The organism is Butyrivibrio sp. AE3006 (assembly GCF_000424165.1).
Classification (GTDB): Bacteria; Bacillota; Clostridia; order Lachnospirales; family Lachnospiraceae; genus Butyrivibrio.
Map to the genome: position 1 here is coordinate 76,880 of NZ_KE384145.1, position 16,210 is coordinate 93,089.

Annotated in this window: 11 protein-coding genes; 2 read left to right on the forward strand and 9 right to left on the reverse strand. The window is 41.8% G+C overall.

Going from position 1 to position 16,210, the window contains the following annotated elements; genetic code table 11:
* Positions 1 to 178: 178 nt before the first annotated feature.
* Complete coding sequence (locus G603_RS0117375) at positions 179 to 3,349, reverse strand: hypothetical protein (protein ID WP_026670995.1); 3,171 nt, start codon at positions 3,347 to 3,349, stop codon at positions 179 to 181.
* A gap of 55 nt (positions 3,350 to 3,404) precedes the next feature.
* Positions 3,405 to 5,555, reverse strand: coding sequence for an efflux RND transporter permease subunit (locus G603_RS20940; RefSeq protein WP_051208067.1), 2,151 nt, complete (start codon positions 5,553 to 5,555; stop codon positions 3,405 to 3,407).
* A 300-nt stretch (positions 5,556 to 5,855) separates the two neighbouring features.
* Here G603_RS20940 and G603_RS0117385 point away from each other — a divergent pair, with 300 nt between their 5' ends.
* Complete coding sequence (locus tag G603_RS0117385) at positions 5,856 to 6,455, forward strand: TetR/AcrR family transcriptional regulator (RefSeq protein WP_026670996.1); 600 nt, start codon at positions 5,856 to 5,858, stop codon at positions 6,453 to 6,455.
* 335 nt (positions 6,456 to 6,790) lie between these two features.
* Here the strand turns inward: G603_RS0117385 and G603_RS21785 are convergent, their stop codons facing one another.
* From G603_RS21785 to G603_RS0117405, 4 genes are all read right to left on the reverse strand, one after another.
* A complete protein-coding gene (locus G603_RS21785; protein ID WP_051208070.1) occupies positions 6,791 to 7,330 on the reverse strand; it encodes a hypothetical protein in 540 nt (179 codons plus the stop codon).
* Between the two features lie 9 nt (positions 7,331 to 7,339).
* The gene (locus G603_RS0117395) at positions 7,340 to 8,521 is read right to left on the reverse strand and encodes an acetyl-CoA C-acetyltransferase (RefSeq protein WP_026670997.1); all 1,182 of its coding nucleotides are present in this window, start codon (positions 8,519 to 8,521) and stop codon (positions 7,340 to 7,342) included.
* A gap of 62 nt (positions 8,522 to 8,583) precedes the next feature.
* On the reverse strand, positions 8,584 to 9,282 hold the full coding sequence (locus G603_RS0117400) for an MgtC/SapB family protein (protein WP_026670998.1): 699 nt from the start codon (positions 9,280 to 9,282) through the stop codon (positions 8,584 to 8,586).
* Positions 9,283 to 9,449: 167 nt separating this feature from the next.
* The gene (locus G603_RS0117405) at positions 9,450 to 11,759 is read right to left on the reverse strand and encodes a glycogen/starch/alpha-glucan phosphorylase (RefSeq protein WP_081669972.1); all 2,310 of its coding nucleotides are present in this window, start codon (positions 11,757 to 11,759) and stop codon (positions 9,450 to 9,452) included.
* 233 nt (positions 11,760 to 11,992) lie between these two features.
* On the opposite strand from G603_RS0117405, the gene G603_RS0117415 reads away from it, so the two are divergent.
* The gene (locus tag G603_RS0117415) at positions 11,993 to 12,865 is read left to right on the forward strand and encodes a methyltransferase domain-containing protein (protein ID WP_026671000.1); all 873 of its coding nucleotides are present in this window, start codon (positions 11,993 to 11,995) and stop codon (positions 12,863 to 12,865) included.
* Between the two features lie 140 nt (positions 12,866 to 13,005).
* On the opposite strand, the gene G603_RS0117420 is transcribed toward G603_RS0117415, so the two are convergent.
* The 3 genes from G603_RS0117420 to neuB all read right to left on the reverse strand — a co-directional run bounded on the left by G603_RS0117420 (position 13,006) and on the right by neuB (position 16,201).
* On the reverse strand, positions 13,006 to 13,776 hold the full coding sequence (locus G603_RS0117420) for an SDR family NAD(P)-dependent oxidoreductase (RefSeq protein ID WP_026671001.1): 771 nt from the start codon (positions 13,774 to 13,776) through the stop codon (positions 13,006 to 13,008).
* Positions 13,777 to 13,850: 74 nt separating this feature from the next.
* Positions 13,851 to 15,134, reverse strand: coding sequence for an ATP-grasp domain-containing protein (locus G603_RS20950; RefSeq protein ID WP_051197472.1), 1,284 nt, complete (start codon positions 15,132 to 15,134; stop codon positions 13,851 to 13,853).
* A gap of 68 nt (positions 15,135 to 15,202) precedes the next feature.
* A complete protein-coding gene (gene neuB, locus G603_RS0117430) occupies positions 15,203 to 16,201 on the reverse strand; it encodes an N-acetylneuraminate synthase (protein WP_026671002.1) in 999 nt (332 codons plus the stop codon).
* Positions 16,202 to 16,210: the final 9 nt, after the last annotated feature.

The window sequence follows — 16,210 nt, forward strand, 5'->3', positions numbered from 1 at the left end:
TGATACCTATTTGCCTTACATTATCTTCTGCTTAAACCGCAATATAGTAATTATAGACCAAAAACACCAAAGATTAAAATAGATTTTCGCGCAGAAATAATGACAAAATGGCCACCGCTAAATCTGCGGTGGCCAAATCTACATGTATAATAATTATATTTAAAATACTTTATCTCCCTTAGTCCTCATCAGTGCTGATTCCGGCTGTACGAATAATGAACTGTACTGAGCTGGGTTCATCTTCATTTGCACCGGAGAATGATGTATAACTCTGTGAAGCTTCATCAACTGCTCTGAGTCTGTCCTTTACTGAAAGAAGATCCTCATCAACTGTGCTTGTTAGCTTCTGGATTCCATCCTCATCAAACTCTACCATTCCGTCTGCAAGCTTCTTAGCACCATCATTAAGATCTACAGCGCCATCCTTTAATTCGTTGGCACCATCATTAAGCTTACCTGCGCCGTCATCAAGCTCAATAACACCATCATTTAGCTCTCCTACGCCGTTATCAAGTTTGATTGTTCCATCTGAAAGCTCTGTAGCACCGCTTGCAAGCTTGCCTGCTCCTTCAGAGAGCTGGTATGCGCCGTTCTTAAGCTCATCTCCCTTGCTGCTAAGAAGTGCTGCACCTGATGAAAGCTTCTTGCTTCCATCCTTGAGAGACTTGATGCCCTTATTGAACTTTGTACCGCCCTTATCAAGCTTCTTAAGACCGATATATAAATCATCTGTTCCCTTAGCAAGTGTCTCAGCGCCGGTCTTGATATCCTTAAGTCCGCCTGCTCCTACTCCGTTGTAGAGCTGATCAAGCATGGTCTTTGATGTTGAAAGTGAGCTGTACGCCATGTAAATTGTCATAGCATACTGTGTTGCATTCTGTGCAGGAGTAACAACATTCTGTGAAAGTAAAGTCAGGGCCTGTGTATAGCATGTCTTAGCCTCAGTGGCTTTCTGCTGTGCCTCTGCCTGCTTTGCCAGAAATGTATCACGATCTCCTGTGGCTAATGCCTGCTTTGCTTCCTCACCAGCTGTAGATGCTGCCTTCTTAGCTGCTTTTCCCTGAGTTATAAGGGTGCCGGCAGCTTCAAGAAGATTACCAAGCTGTGTAACCTGCTCATCGCTTCCGCTTGCAGCCTTGGCCGTAATTACTGCCTGATACATAGCATCCCATTTTGCTTTAGGAATCTTTGTGAGGCTTTCTACTGCTGCCCAGCCGGCATCATTTGCATACTCTACAGTTCCGTCTACTGTTTCCTCTGAAGATGCATCAAGACTTACTGCCTCAGGGCTCTCTACTGATTCCTCAGGGCTCTCTACTGATTCCTCTGTGCTCTCGGCAGAAGAATCACTTACCTCTTCGGTATTCTGAGAAGCCTCTTCATTACTTCCATTATCATCTGATGAGCTGTTATCAGCAGCTTCTGTACTAGAACTATTATCCTCTGTGCTCTCAGCACTCTGGGCGCCATTGTCTGATGCGTTATTTTCATCTGAAGCAGTGTCAGGCTGTGTGTTCTGCTCATCACTGGCGTTCTTTGCATCCTGATTATCATTCTGAGAACTGTCCTGACTGTTCTCATCTGATGCATTATCGGAATCGTCTGCTGCATCTGAAGAAGGTGTATCTTCTTCATTTATCTCATTCAGAGCCTTTTCAGCATCATTTGCACGAGTCTCTGCTTCTTCTGCTCTGTTCTCTGCCTGCTCAGCGCGATTCTCAGCTGCCTGCGCTCTTGCAGCTTCAATATCTGCTTCTATTGCATATACGTCAGCCAGTTGATCTGTAATACTTGATATAAGAGCACTTACATCTGTACCATTTGAATTGGTAGTTGCTACTGTAGGAGAAGATGCTGATGTATCTTGATGTGCAACTTCATCTATTACAGCTTTGTAAGCGGAATAGAAAGTACTCTCTGCCAAAGTAACAGCTGTAAGATTTGTATTAACCGTTTCAGCTAATGTACCAATTCCCTTACTAAGCTGATTGGCACCTGATGAAAGCTGCTCGGCGCCATCCTTCGCTGAAGTGATTCCTCCTGTAAGATCCTTTGAACCTTTTGCAAGAGTAGCAACACCATCTTTAAGGTCTGATGCACCGCTTGCTACTGTGCCAACGCCATCTGTGTATGCTTTTACACCTGCGCTTAAGGTGTTCGTTCCGTCAGCCAGTGTACCTGCACCTGATGCAAGTGTTCCTGCACCATCGCGAAGCTGTGTTGTTCCATCCTTAAGCTCTGTAGTTCCATCCTTAAGCTTCTTTGTTCCATCCTTAAGATCTGATGTACCGTTTGCAAGCTCTGTTGTACCATCCTGGAATTTGCCTGTGCCGTCTGCAAGATCGCCTGTTCCGTCACGAAGCTCTGTAGAAGCATCAGAGAGCTTATCCATATCATCATTAAGAGTATCTACTTTATCTGAGTTATAAATCTTATCAAGGCCAAGGTCTGATACTACGTTTGCACTTGCCATAGAAATTGTCATGGGAAGTTCAAAATCATTTACATCAGCTGTAATTTCCACATAATCGGGAATACTAACATCCTCTTCATCGATGTCGTTTTCTTTAAGCTTTTCATCATCGATCTTGAGTGATTCCTTGAGACCAGGCATTGCAACACCAACTACTACGTAATTGTTGGCATCTGATATAACCTTACCGTTAGAAACCTTTACGTTGGCGAACTTATCGCTGTCAAGCATTGTTCCGGAAATCATTGTAAAAGGAACATCAATGTTTTCTTCCTGACCATCGATATTTACTTCCTTTTTGAGAGTGTTTGTATAATCAAAACGGATCTTCACACTTCCGCTCTGACCTGCGATCTCATCGGCAGTCATCTCTTTTCCGTTAAGTGTATAGGTAACTTTCACACCGATGGGAACTTGCTCTGTAGGTGTTCCCTGATAGTAAATATCTGAACCCTCTGCGTCCCATGTAACTGTGCCATCGGAATTCTCAGTGTAGGTCTCTTCACCCTTTACATTTACAATATCTTTAAGATTGGTCTTATCTGTAAGTGTCTTACTGCCATCCTTGTTCTTAAGCCAGTTGCTTACAACAACATCATCAACGTTACCACTGGCATCTGTCATTACATATACAGTCTCTTCTTTTCCACTCTCGGCATTTTCGGATGAACCTGTGTAGGCTGTCTTGGTCATTGTATCTACAAGCTCATCTGCCTCTGCGTTTTCTACTGTATCTTTTCCTGTCTCTGCCTGAGTCTCTACAGCAACTGTATCTTCTTTTTTATTAAGGCCGCATCCAGACATTGCCATTGTAGAGCACGCAAGAGCAAATGCTGTGAATACTGATGTGGCTTTGAGTAAATTCTTCTTATACATAACATAACCTCTTTTCTATGATTATCTCTATAAACCCGAACGCTACTTTATTAGCTTAAACAGCTTTAAAATGGACAAGCTTATGTTTCTGATCGTTGTCCTGTTTCTTATCCTGATTCTTCCTGTCTTTATCCATCCTGATGCATTCGCGCATTCCCCATGTTGAACGAATGATAAGTCCATCAAAGATCATATACATTGAAGGAAGAACAAGTATAACAACTGCCATTGAGATAAGGGCACCTCTTGCCATCAGGAAGCAAAGGGATCCGATCATATCAACGCTTGATACAAGTCCTACGCCGAATGTCGCAGCGAAGAAGCTAAGTGCGCTGACAATAACTGACTTCATGCTGGTGGAAAGAGCAATTCGTGTAGCCTGTTTCTTACTCTGACCATCCTTTCTCTCTTTGCAATAACGTGTAGTCATCAGGATAGCATAGTCGACTGTAGCTCCCAGCTGGATGGTACCGATTACAACCGATGAAATGAACGGTATTACTGTACCTGTAAATCCGGGAATACCCATATTGATGAAAATCGCAAACTCGATTACCGCTACAAGTATAAACGGAAGTGATATTGACTTCATAACAAGAGCGATTATAAGGAATACACATCCTATGGATACTATGCTGACAGTCTGGAAATCCTTTGCTGTGATATTGATAAGATCCTTTGTACAAGGAGCTTCACCAACTACCATCGCGCCGCTGTCATATCTTTTTACTATTTCATTTATTGATTCTATCTGTGCATTGACTTCATCTGATGCTGTCTTATATTTACTTGTAACCATCAGCATCTGGTAGTCATCGCTTGTAAGCTCCTCTCGAAGCTTCGCAGGGATCATTTCTTTAGGAAAAGTAGGTCCTATTAGTGCTTCAACACCAAGAACTCCGTCAACGCCCTTTACTTTCTTTAATTCTCCGATCATGCCCTGCATGGTTGCAGTATCTATATCGGCATCTGCGAGAATCATATAAGTCGTATTTGTCTCAAAGTTTTTCTCAAGCTCTATCATCGCCTGTCTGCTTGAAAGATTCTCAGGCAATGTCTCTGAAAGGTCATAATAAACTGCTGTGTGCTTGTATCCCCATATTGCGGGAGGAAGCAGGCACAGGAAGATAAGTCCGAATATAAGTGCATGCTTGGAAATCCATCTGGGAGTCTTAACAAACTCCTGAATAACCGGCTTATGCTTGGTCTTTTCAATAATCCTGTCAAATACGAGGATCATTGAAGGAAGGACTGTTACACAGCTTATAACGCCGAAGATAACACCCTTTGCCATAACAATTCCAAGATCCAGACCGATTGTGAAGCTCATAAAGCAAAGAGCTACGAAACCGGCTATTGTCGTAATGGAAGATCCAAGTACTGACTGGAAGGTTGCTGTGATGGCATTCGCCATGGCTTCCTTCTTATTTTCTTCTCCCTTTTCAAGCTCTTCCTGGTAGCTGTGCCAGAGGAAAATCGAATAATCCAGTGTAACACCAAGCTGAAGAACCGCACTTAAGGACTTTGTAAGGAAGGATATCTGCCCAAGGAAGATATTCGTTCCCATATTAAACATTATAGCAATACCGATACTTGCGAGAAAGAAAAACGGTACTAAATATGAATCCATTGTCAGTGAAAGAACTATTGTGGCAAGGAGTACTGCCATACCTACATATATAGGAGTTTCTTTCTCTGTAAGGTTCTTGGTATCAAGGACTATTGCTGCCATTCCGGAAAGGAAACATTTCTCATTGGCTATCTTCCTTATATTAGTGATGGCTTCCATGGTACCGTCACTTGAAGTCGTATCATCAAATATGATGAACATCAGCTGCGTATCGCCTTTTCCAAGAGCTTCCTGTATTTCATCGGGAAGCATTTCCTTAGGTACTGTGTAATCCATGAAGGTGTCATACCAGATGACCTTCTTTACATGCTCAACCTTTTCAACTTCCGTCTTCAAGGCTGCGATGTCTTTATCAGCCATTCCCTCAACCACAAAAAGGGAATAGGCTCCGGTTCCGAACTGATCCATCAGGATGTCCTGACCCTTCATAGTCTCAATCTCTCCCGGCAGATATGAGAGTATGTCGTAATTAACTCTTGTAGCTGCCATACCTGCAAAGCAGGGAATCATGAGTGCTATGCTGGCAATCAGTATTATGAACCTTGATTTTACTATTGCCTTAGACAAATACTTCATAACAATCACCTCATTAAAAAATAATTATGACCGGTAGTCATTTTTTACACTTTATGTTATACTCTAAAAATGACCGGTAGTCAATATTTCAAAATGAGAAAAGTGAAATAATTTATAAAACAGGACGAATGCTCGCATTCAGGCCTGATTTTATAAATTATTTCATTTGGCGAACCGCCAAAGCGAGGAAAAATCTTTGATTTTTTCGAGCCTTTTCTCATTATGTAAGATGTATGTGTGATGCAATTAAGTTGCATGTATGATATATGTAAATGAATGTAGTTGTGATAGGATAAAGCTATGGGAAAATGGGATGCTAATAAGAAATTAAAAAGAGATTCTTTGTTAAACACCTCCTTTGAGTTGTTTACTTCACAGGGAATCAATCAGACTTCAATATCTGATATTGTAAAAAAAGCCGGTGTGGCAAAGGGTACCTTCTATCTGTACTTCAAGGACAAGTATGATATAAGGAACAGACTTATTGCCAAAAAGTCAAACCAGCTTTTTAGTGCTGCCTATGATGATCTGTTAAAAGAAGACCTTCATACTGCCGAGGATAAGATCATTTTTATGATGAAGCATATCCTTATTGAGCTTGCTGAAAATCATATGCTTCTCACTCTTATATATAAGGATCTTAGCTGGGCACTGTTCAAGGAAGCTATGACTACTGACGGAGAGGATACCGAAACAGATATCCTACATATAATGACAGAGATGTTTGAGGAATCCGAGGTTAAGTATCATAATCCGGAGCTCATGATGTTCATGATAGTAGAAATGGTAAGTTCTGCCGGATACAGCTCCATCATTCACAAGCAGCCTCTTCCTCTGGACGAACTTTTGCCCGAGCTCGAACAGTCAGTTCGAGGTATTATGCACGCACACGAGTTATAATTAAATAAGGAAGTTCGACTCTCGCTTAGCTCGATCGAACTAAGTTATTCACCAGGCTCGAAAACACCTCGCCAGGTGATCACTTAAAGAAAACCCGCGTTGGCAAGACGCGGGTTTTTCAGGTAGGAGATTTCTTATGACTATATATATGTCATCTATTAACAGCATAACCTTTTGTCTTGGTTAGCTACTGCTAACATGGTTATATTAGCATAGGCTAACAGGTTATGCAAGTGCTTTTTTATATTTTTTAATTATTGGCATAAAGAAAGCGCTACAAGCAGCATAATTACTGCCTGTAGCGCATATTACTGATTTAAATATTCTGATTGAAGTTATCTCAGATTGCCAAAAAAAGTATCCCCGGAATTACCATTTCTGTCATCATCATCCGGATAATCGTCGTCGCCTTCAAAATCATCATCTTCATCTTCGAAGTCGTCGCCATCTTCATTGTAGTCATCATCCTCATCATCGAAGTCTTCATCAGGATCTTCTTCGTCTTCGAATTCGTCATCATACTCATCATCATATTCGTCTTCGAAGTCCTCATCATAATCCCCAAGGAGTCCCTCTTCCTCAAGGCGCTCTCTGACATCATGATCAAAATCCAGATCGAACTGATTAGGATCTACTCCGGCTTCTTCCAACATTTCACGGCGGCCTTCTACATCCTCTACAAGAAACTGATTGAAGTCAAGGCCCGCATTGCAAACAGCCTCAACAAGCTCAGCATCAACATAGACCATGTAATCTGAATCATCGCCTTCAAAGTCGTCGTCCATATACGGAAGATTCTCAGGGAAAAGCGAGAAAAATCTTCCATTTTCATCAAAATCCAGGGGACCAAAGCCTCGTCCAAGATTAACCTTCATAAAACCTCTTTAATCACGCTCAACAATTGCAGCAGCACCCATTCCGCCGCCTACACAAAGTGTAGCAAGTCCCTTCTTCGCATCGCGTCTTTGCATCTCATATAAAAGAGTTACAAGGATACGACATCCGGAACATCCAACAGGGTGACCAAGAGCGATTGCTCCACCATTTACGTTGAGCTTACTAAGATCAAAGCCCAACTCCTTACCTACAGCAACTGACTGTGCAGCAAATGCTTCATTTGCCTCGATCAGATCAAAGTCAGAAATCTGATATCCCGCTTTAGCCATGGTCTTCTTAGTAGCTGCTACAGGTCCGATACCCATTATGCGAGGTTCAACACCTGCAAGCTCACCTGCAATCCATGTAGCCATAGGCTTAACACCAAGCTCCTTGGCTTTCTCCTCACTCATTACAACTATAGCTGCAGCGCCATCGTTGATACCTGAAGAGTTAGCAGCAGTAACCATTCCATCAGGCTTGAAAGCAGGGCGAAGCTTGGAGATACTCTCCTTGGTAACACCTGCTCTTGGGCCCTCATCCTTTGCAAAGAGAACTGTTTCCTTCTTAACCTTTACCTCAACAGGAACTATTTCCTCATCGAACTTTCCTTCAGCCTGAGCCTTTTCACATTTTTGCTGTGAATTTGCAGCAAATTCATCAAGCTCATCTCTGGTAAGTCCCCACTGATCACAGATATTCTCAGCAGTAATACCCATGTGGAAACCGCCAAAAGCATCAGTAAGAGCGTCTTTGATCATTGTATCGATAAGCTCGCCGTTGTTCATGCGATATCCAAATCTCGCATTCTGAAGTGCATAAGGAGCTCTGGACATATTCTCTGTGCCGCCTGCAACGATAATATCAGCATCACCCATTGAAATAAGTTTTGCTGCAAGATTAACACAATGAAGACCTGATCCACAAAGTACATTTATTGTTGTAGCAGGTACTTCTACAGGAATTCCTGCATTCACTGCTGCCTGACGGGCTACGTTCTGTCCTGTGCCTGCCTGGATTACGCATCCCATGTATACCTCATCCACCTGTTCCGGCTTAACACCTGAACGCTTTAATGCTTCCTTAATAACAATTGTACCAAGATCAGGAGCAGAGATGTCTTTAAGAGCACCTCCCATAACACCAATTGCTGTTCTGCAAGCTCCCGCTAAAACTACTTTTCGTGCCATGAACTTTTTCCTCCTTAAGAAAATTGTGATTTTAAACGTATTTTAATTATATCATAATTTGATCAGACCTCTTCAACATAAGTGACATAATCAAGCTTATTAAAAAGCTTTAAAATCTCATGATGAGATGCCGAGCTATCCAGTTTTAAATTGATGATAAGCCCTGTATCCGACGGAAGTATGGTCTTATCCTTACTCTTATTCATACTCATTACCACAAATCCCTTTTCGGAAATAAACCTGTGAAGCTCAGTGACACCGCGTTCCTTACTTACTTCTATATAAATGCTCAGGTACTGACTATGGGATTCAACACTGTTACTTAGATGAAGAAGGACTATATTTGTAAAGACAATAAGTATAAATGCTGTGATTCCAACTGCCAGGTATCCGGCACCTATTGCCATGCCCATGCAGGCTGTTACCCAAAGTGTAGCAGCGGTGGATAATCCTTTTATCTGTTTTCTGCCGGTTACAAGAATCGTTCCTGCGCCAAGAAAACCTATTCCATTTACAACCCCTGCTGAAATTCTGGCTGCATCAGAGGTTAGTCCGGGCATCATTGCAAGATAAATATTAAGTGAAGTCGCAACAGCGGACCCAAGACTTACAAGAGAAAAAGTCTTGATTCCTGCGCTATGATGGGTGGCGATTCTCTCCCATCCCACAAGGCTTCCGAGAACAGTTGCAAGAATAAGTCTAAGGGCCACAGCAATATCACTTGTTCCCTGCAGATAATTCAAAATTTCTCCCATGCTCATAAGAAACCTCCGTTTCTACGGCAAATTATAAAATCATCTACCGTTAACAATACTGTTTCTTACTTATATTATAATGCACATGGCTTCATTTCTCTTATGAATTTACTATAAACAAATAGCCCGCAAACCATTATTCAAAATGATTTGCGGGCATATAGATCAAATAATTATCTGAGCTTCCAGATATCTCTGTTGTACTCTTCAATTGTTCTGTCTGATGAGAAGAATCCTGCCTTAGCAATATTCTTAAGCATCATTCTCTTCCACTTATCACGATTTTCATAATCAGCAAAGATAAGATCCTTTTCTCTGATATAATCCTCAAGATCAATAAGTGTCATGAACCAGTCCTTATTAAGGAGCTCGTCCTGGAGACGCTTTAAGTTCTCCTTGTGGCCTACTGCAAGGCACTGCTTGGAAGTAATGAAGTCTACAGCCTCCTTAACAACCTTGCTCTTCTTGTAGTAATCCTTTGAGACATAATCAGCCTTCTTGTAGTGCTCAATAACCTCATCTGCACTGATACCGAAAATGTAGATGTTTTCATCACCAACAAGATCATGAATCTCAACGTTAGCACCATCATCTGTACCAAGAGTAACTGCACCGTTAAGCATGAACTTCATGTTACTTGTTCCTGAAGCTTCCTTAGATGCCAGTGAGATCTGCTCTGATACATCACAAGCAGGAATGAGCTTCTCAGCATAGCTAACATTATAGTTCTCAACCATGATGACCTTCATGTAAGGAGATACATCGGGATCATTATTCACGATCTCCTGCAGGCAAAGAAGCAGGTGGATGATGTCCTTAGCGATTACATAAGCAGGTGCAGCCTTTGCTCCAAAAATAAATGTGATAGGACGTACAGGCTTTTTACCACCCTTGATCTCAAGGTACTTATGAATGATGTAAAGAGCGTTCATCTGCTGACGCTTATACTCATGAAGTCTCTTAACCTGAATATCAAAAATAGAGTTAGGGTCAACTTCTACATTCTCTTTTTTCTTAAGATAAGCTGCAAGCTCTTCCTTTTTCTGGAACTTGATATCAGCGATCTTATCAAGTACTTCCTGATTATCCATGAACTTCAGGAGATCTTCAAGCTTATTGGCATCCTTCTTAAAGCCATCACCGATTTTTTCAGAAATGAAATCTGCAAGCGGATGGTTACAGGAAAGAAGCCATCTACGGAAGGTTACGCCGTTTGTCTTGTTATTGAACTTTTCAGGATAAAGCTTGTAAAAATCATTAAGCTCAGAGTTCTTAAGAATCTCTGTATGGATAGCAGCAACACCATTTACTGAGAAGCCATAGTGGATATCAATAAATGCCATGTGTACTTTCTTATCCTTGTCGATGATCTGTACATCAGGATTCTTAACCTTTGCACGGATTCTCTTATCGAGCTCCTTGATATAAGGAACAAGCTGAGGAACAACCTTCTCAAGATACTTAAGAGGCCATGTCTCAAGCGCTTCTGCAAGGATTGTGTGGTTTGTGTAAGCACAGGTCTTAGATACTACATCGATAGCATCATCCATTGAGAATGCCTTCTCTTCAACAAGGATTCTGATAAGCTCAGGGATGATCATTGTGGGATGAGTGTCATTGATCTGAATAACTGCATGCTTGTAAAGCTCGTGAAGGTCATACTGACGTTCCTTCTGCTCTCTCAAAATGAGCTGTGCTGCGTTGCAAACAAGGAAATACTCCTGATAGATTCTAAGGAGGTTACCTGCCTCATCAGAGTCATCGGGATAAAGGAAAAGAGTAAGGTTCTTCTCGATTTCCTTCTTATCAAAAGTGATGCCCTTCTCAACAAGGCTCTCGTCAACTGACTCAACATCGAAAAGTCTGAGCTTATTAACACCTGTGTCATAGCCCACAACGTTCATATTGTAGAGTCTTGAAGTAACCTTCTTTTTGCCGAAGCATACATCAAAAGTGGTGTCTGTCTTCTCAAGCCAGGACTCATCCTCGATCCATGAATCCTTCTCTGCTGTCTGAAGGTTATCCTTGAATACCTGGCGGAAAAGTCCGAAGTGATAGTTAAGTCCGATACCCTCTCCTGCAAGTCCAAGTGTAGCTATTGAATCAAGGAAGCATGCTGCAAGTCTTCCAAGACCGCCGTTACCAAGTGAAGGTTCCGGCTCGCACTCTTCGATCTGTGCAAGATTCTTACCGTTCTTTTCAAGAATCTCATTCACCTTGTCATATACTCTAAGGTTAATAAGGTTATTGGAAAGAAGCTTACCAATAAGAAACTCCATTGAAATATAATAAATCTTCTTCTCACCTGCTTCGATAGGTGCAACCTTCATAAGACGGCTTGTATACTCAAGAAGAACATAATAGGTCTCCTTATCTGTTAAGTCCTTAAGGCCCTTTCCATATTTCTGATTTGAAATCTCAGAAATAGCTTCTTCCATGTTAGTAACAAGTACATCCTGCTGTAAATTTGTATGCTGACTCATACTTTCTCCTTTTCCGCCATAATTATTTCGGATATGGCTTTTAAATATATTCCTATCTTCCAACCCTGCATAAAAAATGCAGAAAACGTTTTCTCTGCGATATGAAAAATCATAACACAAGAAAACGTTTTCCGCAATCCCTAATTTTCCACGACCTGCTATCGCACTGCTCCTAATATGATAAAATTATATAGTCAGTTAAATGAAAATCTTATGTGGGAGGGATATTCATAATGATCTGTTATGTGTGCGGACGCAAAATGTTTCCATTATGTTCCAAGGAATTCCAAACCAGGAATCTAAAGGTCTGCGAGTACGTAAAATGTCCTGATTGCGGCCTGGTTCTGGCAAAAACAATCTATGACATGCCCTCGTCACAGTATTCAGACTTAAATGCCGAAATACATATTCCCAAGCAGGGAATTGATGAGGATTCCGATGACCCTCACTGGATAAAAAGAATTAATGCACAAAAAGATATGCTGGTAAGCATTTTCAGATCCGGTCTTTTTAGCATGGATAAAAAGTGTGTGGATTATGGGTGCGGCGATGGCCGACTTGCAGATTATGTTAACCGTGAGCTGTCCGGGGATATTACTTCAGAAACGTCCTTATCTGACAATGATAATTCTACATCTCTTGCTATTCTAAAAAAGTACGACAAATACCTGGATCTAGACAGGCCCGATTACCTGACAGATGCAGAAATGTCTGCAACAAAATTTGACCTTGTACTTTCTTCCGCAGTTCTTGAGCATCTCCGGGGCAAAGGCGAGCTGCTTGAAGTGCTCTCTTTTCTAAATGAAGGTGGAATCTTTGCGTTTCATACTCTCATCTGCGAAGAAGTTCCTCATGATCCCGAATGGTTCTATTATCTTTCAACTCATTGCACCTTTTATTCAAATGAGGCAATGTCCAGGCTTTATAACGAATTTGGTTTCAAGGGCTGCATTTACAACGTAGATGCCCAAATGTGGTTTTGCTTCCGCAACAGATCACTTTATGAGCAGTTTCTCCATAAAAAATCATCTTTATCCGGAACTTTGGTGTTTGGCGATGGCTTTGTAGACTATTGGAAAAACTATCCAAGCCGAAATAATCCCTAATCCAGACACCTACTTTGTAATTATTACTGATCCTGCCACATCCGCTATTGGAACATAAGAAATACAATAACTATCACAATATTCCTGCACCGCCTCCCATGTCGCCAATATTCATGGTACATACATAATATTTTTCATCATTAAATATACTCCCCTGCTGTGATTCTGAATTCACTGCCTGTCATCATACTTGATGCATCAGATAACATATAGATTATTGCGTCAAGATAATCTGTTCGCTCAAGCATACGGCCCATTGGAAGTATGCCAGCTGCTTGCTGCCTCAGTTCAGCCTCAGTCATTCCCTGGCTTTTCCTAAGTGCAACCTCTCCCTCTGTGGGAGTCCAGCCAAGAGTCAGATAATTGCACCTGATCTGCTCAGAAGCATAATTATGTGCTATATGGGACATAAGAGTGAGAAGTGCACCTTTTGAACATGCATAAGCTGCCCTGTCCTTCTGGCCGCCCCAGGCATGAGCCGAACCAACCAGTATAATGGAGCCGCCTCCATTTTCCCTCATACACTCAATTGCAGCCTGACAGCAGAAAAACGCCGCCCTGAAATTGACATCAAAGACATGATTAAATGTTTCTTCCGTGCATGTATCAAGGGGTGATACCGGCGTAACACCTGCATAGTTCAAAAAGCCGTCCACCTTACCATATTTTTTCATGGCTTCCTCAAACAGCTTCCTGCAGTCTTCTGTTTTTTCAAGCTCCGTATAAACAAATATAGCTTCACTGCCAAAAGCCTTAATGGTTCGAATAGTCTTTTTGGCAGCTACTTTATCACGTCCTCCGATGACCACTTTGGCGCCACATCTTCCGCACTGTTCAGCTGCAGCACGGCCGACGCCCTTGGTTCCACCGGATATAACAATTACTTTGTCATCCAGTCTAAGCTCTGACATATATCCCCTCATTGTTCTGACTAATTATTCCCTGGTACCTGACTGCTGATACATTCAGTTTACCCGGCTTTTAATTATAGCTGCAGCGCTTTATCCACATCAAAGCCCTTAAGCAGCATATTATTACCATTTATATCGGTTACTTTTACTGTATCCTGATAGTACTTTATTTTCTCGGCAAGCTCTTCCTTGCTGTTACAAACAAGATATAATCTGGCAAGAACCTGTCTCTCTGTGCCAATCCACTCAGGCAATACCTCATCGCCCTCGTTGAATCTTTTGCCTATTGCAACTACAACCTCATCCTCTTTTTCGGGAAGTCCTTCGATTTTACCTATGGTTCCTTCCTTAAGAAGATACCAGATGGTTGCAGCCCATTTTCCGCCATACCTTGGATCATCAACCTTCTGAAGATCAACGTCTCCCATTTTTCCTGTAAGGGCAAAATCTATAAGCATTTTCCTCTGGTCGTATCCATGTATAGCATTAAGTAAAAGATGCGGTGCCTCTCCCTGAAGTCTGAAGCCGGTATCATAGACATAAAACTCACCATCTTTATAGAAAGCAGACAGCATAAGGATTCCGTCCCTGATTCCGATTCCATGGAACATCCTCACCGCATTGTCGTGCATGCGCTGATAGTATTCATCTATATGCTTGGAAGGATAGGTTCCGCCAAGACAGACTCTCGATACTCCGGCCTGCTCGGTGCTGGCATAGCGGTCGTAAACACATGATGCACTGCAATATCCATCCTTGAAGGTGTAATAAATACCCATATCATCGCAGTCCATATATCTTTCCACAATAAATCTTTTGCTCTTGGAAAAAGATAATGCATACTCAACAGCACTTTTTAGCTCAGCCTCAGATTCCACCTTAACTATTCCTTTGCCGCTGGAGCTGTCCACAGGCTTCACCATTACGGGATACTTTATCCTGTCCAGATCCTCTCTTTTAAAGGACTCATCAAGATAGTAATCAGGAATTCCGTGTATGCCATATTCTTCGCAGGTAGTCTTGAAAATATCTTTATATGAAAAAACATCCACGATGGACTGAGTTGCATAGCAGGGAAGTCCAAGGGCATCACAAACCTTGCAATAGTATGGAACCAGGGTATCAGCAACACCCACAAGCACGCCATCAACCTTCTCTTCATTGGCAAATGCAATGAGAGCAGGTGCATCCATTCCATCAACATCAGCTGCCTTCCATGCGATTTTCTTGGAAGGCTCATCCAGTACATTGCTGGTAACAATGGTTTTTATGCCAAGGTTATTGGCACATTCTACAAGCTGCATGGTCTCAAAGTTACCACCAAGTATAAGCAGCTTTTTATTTTCATAAGTTTTCATACACATCTACTCCTGTCATTGTAAATGTATTATCAGGCCTCGCAAAACGCATACCTGCAAAATAAAAATCATATTTCTATAAGCTCATCCTCTGCAAAATCCCGGATCGCACTTGTACCTGTTACTTCATTCCATTTCATGGGCGATATACCGTTACCTGGTCTTTTGGTGGTGAGATTATCTTCAGTTAAAAGTTCACCCTTTTTTATGTCTCTTGCCGCAATTATGCTCTTTCTTGCAACCAATCTGTTTTTAAGCTCCGCTTCTGTCGGTTCCTTTTCTCCGGTTCCAAGAGCTATTTCAATATTCCGTACAGCCTGTACCATATCGCGAAGCTCATCAGGTTCAAGACTTGCTTTATGGTCAGGGCCTTCCATATTTCTATCCAAAGTAAAATGCTTCTCGAGAACTGTTGCTCCAAGAGCTGCCGCAGCTATCGGTACTTCGATACCTCTCGTATGATCCGAGTACCCGACATCACACCCAAAACGCTCCTTAAGTGTGAGCATGGCTTTTAAATTCACATCCTCCATTGGGGTAGGATAATTTGTAGTACAATGCAAAATTGTGATTTTTCCTGAACCATTATCTTGTAATACTTTAACTGCATCCTCTACTTCCCGCATCATGCACATTCCGGTGGAAAGTATTATGTCTTTCCCAGTCTTTGCTATCTTTACAAGATATGGATAATTGGTAATCTCACCGGATGGAATCTTCCAGATTTCAAGAAGGGGATCAAGGAACTCTATACTCTCAACATCAAATGGAGTTGATAAAAACTTTATGCCCACCTCTTTGCAGTAATCAGACAGAACAATATAATCATCAAAAGGAAGGAGCAGCTTTGAAAGCATCTCCTTCTGTGACTCCTCTTTTCCAATATTCTTTTTCTGGTACTCAGCCATTGGCGCTATCTTAGAAACCAGACTTGATATCTTCGCAGTCTGAAATTTCACTATATCCGCGCCGCACTCCTTTGCAGTATCTACAAGTCTTTTGGCAAGTTCCAGGGAACCGTTATGATTAACTCCTGCCTCTGCAATGATCAAAACTCTATTTGCCATCCGAACCTC